General features: G+C 43.9%; 7 protein-coding genes. All 7 read left to right on the forward strand.

The window, feature by feature from the left end; genetic code table 11:
- Positions 1-10: 10 nt before the first annotated feature.
- From AC6I5B_RS01185 to AC6I5B_RS01215, 7 genes are read left to right on the forward strand one after another with little or no spacing between them, the layout of a single operon-like run.
- Entirely contained in the window at positions 11-1,903 is a 1,893-nt protein-coding gene (locus AC6I5B_RS01185) for a C40 family peptidase (RefSeq protein ID WP_497773760.1), read from the forward strand.
- Between the two features lie 50 nt (positions 1,904-1,953).
- The gene (locus AC6I5B_RS01190) at positions 1,954-2,850 is read left to right on the forward strand and encodes a hypothetical protein (protein ID WP_487077778.1); all 897 of its coding nucleotides are present in this window, start codon (positions 1,954-1,956) and stop codon (positions 2,848-2,850) included.
- 27 nt (positions 2,851-2,877) lie between these two features.
- The gene (locus AC6I5B_RS01195; protein WP_119224701.1) at positions 2,878-3,096 is read left to right on the forward strand and encodes a DpnD/PcfM family protein; all 219 of its coding nucleotides are present in this window, start codon (positions 2,878-2,880) and stop codon (positions 3,094-3,096) included.
- On the forward strand, positions 3,093-3,461 hold the full coding sequence (locus AC6I5B_RS01200; protein WP_497773541.1) for a hypothetical protein: 369 nt from the start codon (positions 3,093-3,095) through the stop codon (positions 3,459-3,461). Before AC6I5B_RS01195 ends, AC6I5B_RS01200 begins: the two co-directional genes overlap by 4 nt.
- A gap of 14 nt (positions 3,462-3,475) precedes the next feature.
- Complete coding sequence (locus AC6I5B_RS01205) at positions 3,476-11,128, forward strand: helicase-like domain-containing protein (protein WP_497773542.1); 7,653 nt, start codon at positions 3,476-3,478, stop codon at positions 11,126-11,128.
- Between the two features lie 13 nt (positions 11,129-11,141).
- Positions 11,142-11,759: a class D sortase gene (locus AC6I5B_RS01210; RefSeq protein ID WP_497773543.1), complete on the forward strand. Its 618-nt coding sequence runs from the start codon at positions 11,142-11,144 to the stop codon at positions 11,757-11,759.
- Positions 11,752-12,150 (forward strand): hypothetical protein, encoded by a 399-nt coding sequence (locus AC6I5B_RS01215; RefSeq protein ID WP_055262767.1) that lies wholly within the window; start codon positions 11,752-11,754, stop codon positions 12,148-12,150. Before AC6I5B_RS01210 ends, AC6I5B_RS01215 begins: the two co-directional genes overlap by 8 nt.
- The last annotated feature ends 3 nt before the right edge of the window (positions 12,151-12,153 follow it).

Here is a 12,153-nt window from a genome sequence, read left to right on the forward strand (position 1 = left end):
TGACAAGCCAATGGTCATTCACACCAAGGAGAAAGCCAAGATTCATGCCCACGAACCAAAGGGAGCCAAGATTAAAGGCAGCAACATCTATACAGTAGAGAGAGGTCCTAAGACTATCGGTGCAAAGGTATCTGATGATAAAAAGAAGTCCTATCGCAAGAGTACCATTCATCAGTCGGAGTCGAAGAATAAGGGATTATCAAGATTCAAGCGAAACCTTAAAGAATCCAACACTTCCATCAAGACCAAGAACACGAATCTTCACATTGCAGGAAGAACTGGAGCACTTGCAGCCGGGGCAGTAACAGAGCAGGTAGAAGGTGGGCATGAGGTATCGCAGGCAGCATATCTTGCATATGAAGCAAGCCGCCCTGTTACCGGAACTGCTTCTAAGGGTGCTGCACTTTTCAGGAAAAAGGCGGCAGCCGAGGCAAAGAAGCGTATCAAGAAGGTAGAGGCAGGAAAGAAGCTGGCAAAAAAGACAGCAAAGAAAGCTGCCAAAGATACAGCCAAGACGGTAGCTAAAGAGACGGCAAAAGAAACAGCCAAGACTACTGCCAAGGTTGCAGCGAAAACTGCTACAAAGGCAGCTGCTACAGCGGCAGGAACAGCGGTTGCACCGGGGGTTGGTACTGCAGTCGGTATGGCAGCCGGATATGCGACAGGTGTGTCGATAGAGGTCAAGGATGAAAAGATGACCAACCGGAGCAGGAAGATAAAATTCTTTATGGATAAGATGAAAGCACAGGAGAATCAGACTGACAGCGTTGCAAAGCTTGTAAAGGATCTGGTGGTAAGAAAGGCTCTTGTGTGGATAAAGGCAGTAGCACCGATTGTAGGATTGGTATTGTTGTTACTCGTTCTTGTAGTTGCGATGGTTGCTGTTCCTGTGATTGCAGTTATAGCGATACTCTATAATTCACCATTTGCATTATTCCTGCCACCACTTGAATCGGGAGATACCGTGCAGTCTGTGACAAGTGCTTATGTGCAGGAGTTCAACATGGATGTAAATACGAAGGCAAATGAGCATACAGGCTATGACCTGGGCGAGATAGTCTATGTGGATTATGAGGGTATGGAAGAAAACCCAAGCAATTACTATGACATTATGGCAGTTTATATGGTCAAGCATGGTGTCGGAGATACTGCAACAGTTATGAATGACACTTCAAAAGGTTGGCTGCAGGCTGTAGTCAATGACATGTGTTCATACACCACAAGCACCGGAACAAAGGATGTGGAAGAAACGGATGCAGACGGCAATGTGACTACTGTCACGAAGTCTGTTCTGTATGTGAATGTAACGCTGAAATCGTACAGGGATATGATTTCGGTCTATGGGTTTAACTCTGATCATGTGGAAATGCTTGAGCAGATCATGAGTCCGGAGTTTATGGGACAGCTTGGATATGCCGGAAGCGGAAGTGGCGGCGGAGGCGGAAGTCCGGGAGTAAGCTCCATGACTGAGGATGAAATCAATGCCATCCTAAACGAAATTACAGACAGCAGGCGGAAAACAGTCTGCTCCTATGCACTTCACAGAGTTGGCTTTCCTTATAGTCAGGATTTAAGAGACAGCGGTAACTATTATGACTGTAGTTCCTTAGCCTATTATTCATGGAAAGATGCAGGCGTGGATATTAGTTACGGCGGTGCAACCACAGCGGCAGCGGAGGCACAGGGACTGGATGAAGCCGGAAAGACAGTCGCCTTTGATGAGTTACAGCCGGGAGACCTTATTTTCTACAGTTTTACAAGCAACGGAAGATATAAGAACATCAGCCATGTGGCAGTATACGTCGGAAATGGCAAGGTGGTAGAGGCGCTTAATGAAAGTCTTGGTGTGGTCTACAGGGATGTGGCAAGCACAGGAAAGATTGTTGTGATAGGAAGACCATAACAGGAAATTTGCAGAGAGGGCATAGTCCCTCTCTGAGACTGGAGGTAAGAATGGATTTAAAAGATATGATACTGGTAACAGAAAACGACAGGGGAACAGAGACAAATATGCTGATGACTCTGGATGATTATAAGAGTTTTATAGCAGTTGATGACATGTCAGAGCTTGCAGACAATTTGTTGCAGCTTGGAAGAACACTTGGTGAAGCAGATAACTTCGCAGAGTATTACAGGGCAGCAAATGTAACTGTATCTGCGAGATTCTGTCTGGATGATATTCAGCTGGGACACTTTCTTCAGGGACTTTATAACGATTCCAAAGAAATTCGGTTTGATAAAGAAGCCAGTTCTTCTGAATGTGTTGCAAAGCTTAAGGAGATTGGAATGACCGATAAGGGCTGGGTGGATGATTTTAACCTGCATTATGAAAGTGTGGACAGATTATTTGAAAGGGGACAGACATTCCATAACTTCAATGACCATGATTACATGGTGCTTGAAGCATTATCACCAAGGAATCTTGTGGTGATGGATATGAAGTCAGGTTCCCTTACAATCGCCCTTGGTGCGACAGAGTATAAGCGTTATCCGAAGGATGAGAAGCCTACAAAGGACAATACCACAATCGGGGTATCGTGGGAGCATGGCATTTATCTTGGTTCCACACTCTCAACCACGAATTTCAAGGCATACAAGAGGGAGTATGGCACACCGGAAAAGATAGAGGATATCTATGATTACAGGGCAAAGCTAAAGCAGAAGTTCTATTTTTATCAGGATATGTCAAAGGATGATGATGTACCGAAGAAGCTGCAGAATGACTTCCTTCACCAGATGTATGAGGATTTTGGAACGATTGAAGAGGACTGTTTTTACGACAGGCTGGAAGATGGAAAGTACGATGGAGGCTTTAAGGAAAAACAGGTAAAGGAAGAAAAGAGCCGGTGATGATATTTTTACAGGAGGCGATATCATATGGAACAGGAATTTGATGTTGAGATAAAGGAAGTGCTTTCACGAGTACAGAAAGTAAAGGCAGAGTCGCTTGACGATGCCATCAATAAGGCAATGGATATGTATTATGCAGAGCAGATAGTCCTTGGAGCAGAGGACATGAAGGGAGTTGATTTTGCAGCTATCAGCGAAAGTCAGCTCCCTTCTTCATTAAAAGAAAACGGAGGAAGAGCAAGATGAAAAGTGATTCAACAACAATAATTAATAATATGGAGTTTTTGGTAAAGGAACTTCATAAGGAGTGGGACAGATCGGGTGCTTCTAAGGCATCCGTTATTATTTCCCTTGAGGAAGTAGATGGTATCAATGATAAGTTAAAAGAGATTATCTACCAGACACAGAAGTCAGTCGATGAGGATGAGCTGACCTTTAAACAGAGCATTGTAAAGTCAAAAGAGTGCTATGTACTGCTTCGTGTGGTGCGTAAGATTGCAAAGAAAAAGGATAAATGCGAAAAACAGGCAATCGATAATGAATTTGCAATCGAGCTGGATAAGGATGAGTTAAAGCTATTTAAAGGATTGTTTGCAGAGATGTTTAAGTAGAGGAGGACAAAGGTATGGGCGTTGATATGAAGGTCAAAGCGATATACGATTCTGAGATTGGTAACATCACCAGATCAGAAAAGAACTGGAAGGATGTGTTAAAGGTCGCAGGTCAGTTATACCGCTATGAATTTGACAATATCGTTATGGTAACAGCTCAGAGACCTCCGGAAAAAAGCACACTCATGGCAGATTATGATACCTGGAAAAAGGTGGGAAGATATGTAAAGCGTGGTGCGAAAGGCTGCGCTATCTTCCCGTCGAGGGCACTGAATCCACGCATGAGGTATATCTTTGATATCAGTGATACCGGAGGGAAGAATGTCAAACTGACATGGAACCTTGAGGGAGAAAATCTTAAGGATTATGTGGATTTTCTTGTGTCAGAAGGTCAGATTGAGCAGTACGATAACAGCGACAGGGAGTCTCTAAAAAATATATTAAAACAGTTTACAGGAACAGATGTTTGGCTTATAATAAAAGAAGAGTTCGGAGACCTAATGACCGAGCTTATGCAGCTATCAGGTAGTGTGATAAAGGAAGAAAGTAAGAAACGCAATGGCTTACAGCAGGAAATGGACATGGAGCAGCTTGTATATGCAAGTGTCATGTATGCTGTAGGGACGAGATGCGGATTTGACTTATCTGTGCAAGAACAGGATTTTAGTCAGATCGTAAATATCAAAGACGAAGAGATCATTTACCGTCTTGGTTCCATTGTATGCGATGTCTCCTGTAGTGTTCTTAGAGAATTTAGTCGTAACTTAAAGGCAATCGAGAGCGAAAGGAGAATTGGATATGTTAGAAGAAATGACTTACAAGGAAGTGGACGGACTGCTTTATCCGCAGATAGAGATGCCGGACGAGACGGAGGATCTCACGAAGTTGGGCAAATACGGAAGGATGGCGATGAACTATCTAAAGGAGAACGAGCCGGCAAGATACAAGACGCTGATGAGATTCGGGAAGATGTACGAGAAGATGTCAGCGGTAGAGGAGGAAGCGAATCAGCTGTACGACCAGTTAGAGATGCAGTATCTGGCGAAGCACAAGCCACAGAATCCGTCATCGACAATGGAGATGTGGAAGATAAGAGAGCAGGCGAAGATGCAGGCAGAGGAAGTGGTACTGAATCAGATAGTGATGCGATTCCACTAGAATCAGATGATACAGAACTGAATAGGGAACTTGATGAAATCAATTCATTGGGTATTAGTAAGGAAGCCGAATATACACAGGCTTCCTTTTTTTTCGACCAGAACGGGCAGGCAAGCATTGGCACCATTCATACTGAAGATGAAAACAATAATCAGTTTATGCGTCAGTTCGAGCAGGACAGAAAAGCTGCATTAGCAGGTAAATACAATTACCTGAATCCCAAAAAGTCTGCAACAGTACCAAGTGAGTATATCAAACAGGTGCTTATGAGAGGTACAGGTTTTATCGGTGGTAAGGGCAGGGTATGCAAGATTTTTGAAACAGAGATTGATGCAGGAACCAGAGCAAAGCGTATCAAAGCAGAATATGGTCAGGGAGGTGCAGGCTGGCCGGTTGACGGACTGGGACTGCACGGATATGACACATTTCATGGGAATGGACTGCGTTTTCAGTGGCGAGATGAGGATGGAGAGGTTGAAGGATATGTTTCGTGGAAAGATATCGAAAAAGAGCTTGGTGTCCTTATTCTTACAGGGGAATACCAGCCTGAGACACCTCGTATTGATGAGTTTGCGATGGACGGACTCCGTGAGGATGATGAGGTCATTGATGCCGAATACCGGGAAGTGGAACCGGAGGAGGCAGAATCAGAGATTGATGATTATGCAATACCGGATGAGCCGGAGAGCTATGCTTCTAACAGAGATTATGTAAGTGTAAAAGGCATGACACCACAGGAAACTGCCGATGAAGACCGCATGGTAACACAGGCAGAATATGGTGCCGAGATAGAAGCTGAAACATCTGAAAAAGATCCATCAGAGCTTAAGTATATTACACCGATTGATTATGCCAAGCGTATTGAGGAGCTTGATGAAGACCTGCGTGATGCGGCGGAGATTCTTGTAACAGATTGCAGCTGCTACACTCCGTTTAGGGCATTCCTTATGGATGTGGTGCAGTCTGATTTTGCATTTATACCCAATAAACTTGACCTTATCAGGGATATTGCATTAGGAACAGATAATGCAGAAAGAAAAGCATATTCCAACAATAAGTATGGTCTTGTGGAGTACTCAATCAGAAGCGGTTATGTGAAGATCAGCTATAAGAACAGGAATGGTGTGCGTAAGGAAGGTGCACTCGACTGGCGTGAGTTATACGAGATTTTATCCTATATGGTAAAACAGCCATTTTACTGTGGAGAAGACCAGAAAAGGTATTATCAGGAGACAAAGCAGAAGGCTGACAGGGATAAGATGAATCCGGTCTATAAGAGATTTTTTGATATCGAGGATAGTGTAAAAGCCAATCGTCTTGAAACCAGGGAAAGAGCAATAGCGAATGGCTGGGAAACCAAGATTGATGAGAATGGACATGTAGTTTCAGATGATGTGGTATCAGTATCTGTGGATGATATTCAGGCTGATACAGAATCACAGGAAACTGTAGATTTTACATCAAAGCAGGAACCAGTACAGCAAGTAGAAAGTCTTGAAAATGAGAAGAATGTTGCCGGGCAGACGAAGCACAACTTCCACTATAATCTCTGGGAAATGGAAAAAGGCGGTCCCAAGACCAGATACCAGTGGAATATTGATGCAATCCGCACCTTAAAGCAGATTGAGTCAGAAAACCGCCTTGCCACACAGGAGGAACAGAAGATTTTGTCGAAGTTTGTCAGCTGGGGCGGACTGTCACGCGCATTTGATGAGAATAATGAAAGTTGGAGCAAAGAGTACAAAGAACTCAAAGAGCTGCTATCGGATGAAGAGTATGCTGCAGCAAGGGCAACAGTAAACAATGCATTTTACACGTCACCGGAGATTGCTTCAAGCATCAACTTGGCACTTATGCAGTTTGGTTTCAGAGGCGGCAATATATTGGAGCCGTCTATGGGCATTGGAAACTTCTTTGGAAGCATGCCGCAGGCCATGCAGGAGAGCAGACTGTATGGAGTGGAGCTGGACAGCATATCGGGTAGAATCGCAAAGCAGCTTTATCAGAATGCCAATATCAGCATCACAGGATTTGAGAATACCACTTATCCGGATAACTTCTTTGATGTGGTTGTCGGAAATGTGCCATTTGGGGATTATAAGGTATTTGATCCGAAGTACAACAAGTATAACTTCCGTATCCACGATTATTTCCTTGCAAAAGCACTTGACCAGGTAAGACCGGGAGGCATGGTTGCAGTAATCACCACAAAGGGAACACTTGATAAGGCAAATCCTACTATCCGAAAGTATCTGGCTGAAAGGGCAGAGCTTGTGGGAGCAGTAAGACTTCCGAATACTGCATTTAAAGATAATGCAGGAACCGAAGTGACAGCAGATATCCTGTTTTTGCAGAAGAGAGAGCGAAAAATTGATATTGAGCCTGACTGGGTACACCTTGGTGTAACTGGGAATGGCATTGCAGTCAACTCTTATTTTGCAGAGCATCCGGAAATGATGCTTGGGGTTATGGAGTATGACACAAGGATTTACGGACAGGACAGCAGATATACAGTCTGTGTGAATAATGATGAGAACTTCAATATGTATGAGACTCTCAATAAGGCTATCGGTAATATCAAAGCCCAGATGACAGATTTTGAGAGAGTGGCAGATGAGGCGGAGCAGACGGAGGAAGTTATCCCGGCTGATCCGGATGTGAGAAACTACACTTACACATTTTTTGAAGGAAAGCTCTATTACAGGGAAAATTCCGAGATGGTAAGAAAAGAAGTATCACAGACTGCCGAGGAGCGAATCCGAAGCCTTGATGAAATCAGACAGATAACAAGAGAGCTGATTGATATCCAGATGGATGGCTGCAGCGAGGAGGAGCTTTCTGATAAGCAGAGACTTCTTAATGTAAAATATGATGCCTTCGTAAAGCAGTATGGAGCCATTACTTCAAAAGCAAACAGAATAGCATTCAGGGATGACAGCGATTATCCACTTCTTTGCAGTCTTGAGGAAGTAAACGAAGATGGGGAGGTGAAAAAAGCGGATATGTTTTATAAGCAGACGATTAAGGCAAAGACAGTCATAGACAGATTGGAGACCGCTGTGGAAGCATTAAATGTATCCGTCAATGAATTTGGATATGTAAATCTTGCCTATATGCTTTCTATCTATGAGCCGGATATTACAAATGCAAAGGAAGAACTTGCAGAAAAGTCCGGACAGACAGTGGATGAGATAACTCTAAGTGACGATGCTTTGGCAGAGCTTAGAAGGGCAGTCCTTGTGGAAGAGCTGGACGGACTGGTTTTCTTAAATCCAGACCGCTACAACGAGAACAATCCCGACATCGGATGGGAGACAGCAGACGAGTATCTATCCGGAAATGTGAGAGACAAACTTCGTGTAGCAAAGGCTATGGCGGCTGATACAGACAATCCGCAGGCAGAAAGATTTGCAGGCAATGTGGCAGCACTTGAAAAGGTGCAGCCGGAGTGGATTGAAGCCTCGGATATTGATGTAAAGATTGGCACGACATGGATTGAACCGCTTGATTATGAGCAGTTTATCTATGAACTTCTCAATACGCCAAGGCGTGCAAGGGAAGTCAGAAGCCAGTTTTACAATACAGGCATTCAGGTACACTTAAATAAGATGAGCATGGAATGGTTCATTGAGAATAAAAGCATGGATAAGCATTCAGTGGCAGCTACTAAGACTTATGGTACAAGCCGCATGGATGCTTATTCTATTTTTGAGGATACGCTGAATCTTAAAACTGTAACAGTAAGGGACAGGATTGATGACGGTGATGGCAAATATCATTACGAAGTCAATAAGAACGAGACAATGCTTGCAAGGGAAAAGCAGAACATGATCAAGGAGAAGTTCAAGGAATGGCTGTTTGCAGAGCCGGAGCGAAGACAGAAATATGTGGAGTATTACAACGAGACATTCAATAACATCCGTCTGCGTGAGTATGACGGAAGTCACTTACAGTTTCCGGGAATGAATCCGGCGATTGAGTTAAAGCCACATCAGAAGAATGCGGTGGCAAGAATCCTTCTTGGAGGAAACACCCTGTTGGCACACTGCGTTGGTGCCGGAAAGTCCTTTGAGATGATGGCTGCCTGCATGGAGCAGAAGAGACTCGGACTTGCCAATAAGACGATCATGGTTGTTCCAAAGCCACTTATCGGTCAGACGGCATCAGAGTTTTTAAGGCTTTATCCGTCAGCAAATATCCTGGTTGCCACAGAGCGTGATTTTGAAAAGAGCCGCAGGAAGCAGTTCGTATCAAGGATTGCAACAGGTGACTATGACTGTATCATCATGTCGCACTCGCAGTTTGAAAAAATCCCGATCTCAGCAGAGAGAAAGGAAAGAATGCTCAATGAGCAGATTGATGAAATCAGCTATGCGATTGATGAGATGAAGGAGCGTAACGGGGAGCGTTGGACTGTAAAACAGATGGAAAGCCAGAAGAAAAAGCTGGAGGAGCAGCTGAAATCCTTATCAGATGAGAGCAGGAAGGATGACCTTATAACCTTTGAGGAACTTGGTGTGGACTCTATCATGGTTGACGAAGCGCACAATTTTAAGAACCTTGCGATTTTTTCCAAGATGAATAATGTGTCAGGTATTAGCAGCAGTGGAGCTAAGAAGTCAACGGATATGCAGCTTAAATGCCAGTATTTGTCTGAGATAAATGATGGCAGAGGCATTGTGTTTGCGACAGGTACGCCAATATCCAATACCATGTGTGAGATGTATGTCATGCAGCTTTACTTACAGAAAGCGGCACTTGAAGAGATGGGGATTTATCACTTTGATTCCTGGGCAGCGAACTTTGGTGAAGTGACAACAGCACTGGAGCTTACTGTAGAGGGAAGCGGTTTCCGTTTTAAAAGCAGATTCAATAAGTTTACGAATCTGCCGGAGCTTATGAATATCTTTCGTGAAGTAGCAGATGTGCAGACCGCAGACATGCTTGACCTTGATGTGCCGGCTCTTCGTGGAGGCAAGCCTATTATTGTGGAGTCGGAGCCTGACTGGTATGTAAAACAGGTCATGGAAGACTTTGTTGTGAGGGCAGAGCGTATCAGAGGCGGTGGAGTAGATCCAAGCGAGGATAACTTCTTAAAGATTACCCATGAGGCAAGACTTCTTGGAACAGATGCAAGACTGATTGATAAGGATGCACCAAATAATCCAGATGGAAAGCTCAATAAGGTAGCGGAGAATGTCTGGAAAGAATATGAGAAAGGAAATGCCAACGGTCATATAGGCTGCCAGCTTATTTTTTCGGACATCGGCACACCGGGACCGGATAAGGACTTTACGATCTACGATTATCTGAAAGAAACACTTATCCAGTATGGTATTCCGGCAGATGAGATAGCATTTATCCATGATGCCAAAACGGATGCACAGAGGGATGCACTTTTTAAGGAAATGAGGACAGGTAAAAAGAAAGTTCTTATCGGTTCAACGGACAAGTGTGGAACAGGTGTCAATGTGCAGACACACCTTGTTGCAATGCATCATGTGGATTGTCCGTGGAAGCCTTCTTCTATTGAACAGAGGGAAGGACGAGGCATACGACAAGGCAACGAAAATGAAGAGGTGGCAATCTACAGATATGTCACCAAAGGAACCTTTGATGCATACAACTGGTCACTTGTCGAGAATAAGCAGCGTTTTATCAGTCAGGTTATGACAAGCAAGGCAGTAAGCCGAAGCTGCGAGGATATCGACGAGGCAACACTTTCCTATGCAGAGATTAAGGCGGTTGCCACAGGTAATCCTTTGATCAAAGAAAAGATGGAGATTGACAATGATGTCCAGAGATTAAAGCTCTTAAAGGCATCCTATGACAATCAGAGATATGGCTTGCAGGATAACTTTATGATTAAGTACCCGAAGCTCATTAAGACAGCAACTGAAAAGCTTGCCAATGTCCGTGAGGATGTAAAGGCAAGGGATAAGGAGCTGATTGATAATCCGGAATTTGCCATCACCATAGGCAAAGCAACTTACACAGAGCGAGTGGATGGCGGAACGATGATGCTTGAAGCAATCAGCAAGTGTAAGACCGGAGAGACAACTGCAATCGGTAAATTCCATGGATTTGAGCTGCTTGTGGAAAAGAACTTCCTTGACATCAATTATATGGTGCTTCGTGGAAAGACAGAGTATAAAGCAGAGCTTTCCACCAGTCCGGTCGGCAGTATGGTGAAGCTTGAAAACCTGTTCAATGGACTCCATGAGAACATTGATTTCTTAGAAAAGAAGATTGAGCAGTACCAGAATGACCTTGAAGCATCAAAGAGTGAGTATGATAAGCCATTTGCATACAGCACGGAGCTGGAAGAAAAGCTGGCAAGACAGTGTGAACTGAATGCCCAGCTTGACCTTGAGAACGCAAAGGCTGTGGATGCAGACCTGAGCGGACCGGAGGAAGAAAGAGAAGCAGATGACAGGATGGAAGCTGCAGTAATTGTAGCAGAGGATAAAGGTGCTTATCAAGCGGACAGAGAGGGCAGAACACGATAGGAGAGTGAATAATATGAGCATAAGAAAAGTGGTCGCAGGACTACTGATTACAGCAGGGATTGCCATTATGGCAGTCCCTTTTTTCTGGCGGACAACCGGAGAAAAACAGACAGAACAGTTCATAAGTGAATTTGAGCAGACATTGGAGGATGATTACGATGAAGAAACAGATGTGGAGGAAGAGCAAACCTCCATTAGTAAAGAGGATGAAGCCATTCTTAAAGAAGGCGGTGTTATCGGCATCATTGAGATACCGGGCTTAGATATCAGGTATCCGGTAATGGAAGGAACCACAAGTAAAGTGCTTAATGCCGGGATTGGTCATATAGAAGAAACTGCAGGAATCGGAGAAAGTGGCAACTGTGTGTTATGCGGTCACAATGGCAGCAGATATGGCACATTTTTTACACCACTAAATCAGATTTCCATAGGAGATAATGTGACAATTATCGACAAAAACGGACAGACTCATATCTATGAAGTAACAGACACAGAGGTGGTAAATCCTTATGACAACAGCATTAAGACACAAGGAGAGGAAAAGGAATTAACTCTTTTTACCTGTTCACAGAAGGGTACTATGCGTTTTGTGGTTAGGTGCATTTATAAGGAGGCGGTGATGGATGAATAAGAGATACCGACTTGGTGATATAGAAGAAGCAATATCGGAAATGGAAGAGCTAATCGACATCGAGGATGATATTGCGGAGATTGATGATGAATTTCAGATAGTCGTAAGTGGCTGGTCTGTGTATGTCGAAAGCCTGAATCTGACACTCAGACAGGGGATATCCTGCGTGTGGGATGCGGAGGAAGGATTATTTATGCCTGATTTTGATGTTACTATCGTGTATGAGGGAAACATCGAAACACAGGAATGGCTCTACTATGAGCAGGACGGAATGATCGTTACACTTGGCAACTGGTTAAATGGCAGATTGTCTTGTGAACAGATAGAACAGCTTTGGTGTGAGTTTATCATACCGGAGCAAAACAAAGAACAAAAAGAAAGTGAGGAATAGCAT

It is taken from the genome of Faecalimonas nexilis (assembly GCF_059731825.1).

Excerpts from the sequence above, each read along its gene's own strand:
- AC6I5B_RS01195 (WP_119224701.1), top strand. The coding sequence starts at position 2,878 with ATGGAACAGGAATTTGATGTTGAGATAAAGGAAGTGCTTTCACGAGTA.
- AC6I5B_RS01190 (WP_487077778.1), top strand. The coding sequence starts at position 1,954 with ATGGATTTAAAAGATATGATACTGGTAACAGAAAACGACAGGGGAACA.
- AC6I5B_RS01210 (WP_497773543.1), top strand. The coding sequence starts at position 11,142 with ATGAGCATAAGAAAAGTGGTCGCAGGACTACTGATTACAGCAGGGATT.
- AC6I5B_RS01200 (WP_497773541.1), top strand. The coding sequence starts at position 3,093 with ATGAAAAGTGATTCAACAACAATAATTAATAATATGGAGTTTTTGGTA.
- AC6I5B_RS01185 (WP_497773760.1), top strand. The coding sequence starts at position 11 with ATGGTCATTCACACCAAGGAGAAAGCCAAGATTCATGCCCACGAACCA.
- AC6I5B_RS01215 (WP_055262767.1), top strand. The coding sequence starts at position 11,752 with ATGAATAAGAGATACCGACTTGGTGATATAGAAGAAGCAATATCGGAA.
- AC6I5B_RS01205 (WP_497773542.1), top strand. The coding sequence starts at position 3,476 with ATGGGCGTTGATATGAAGGTCAAAGCGATATACGATTCTGAGATTGGT.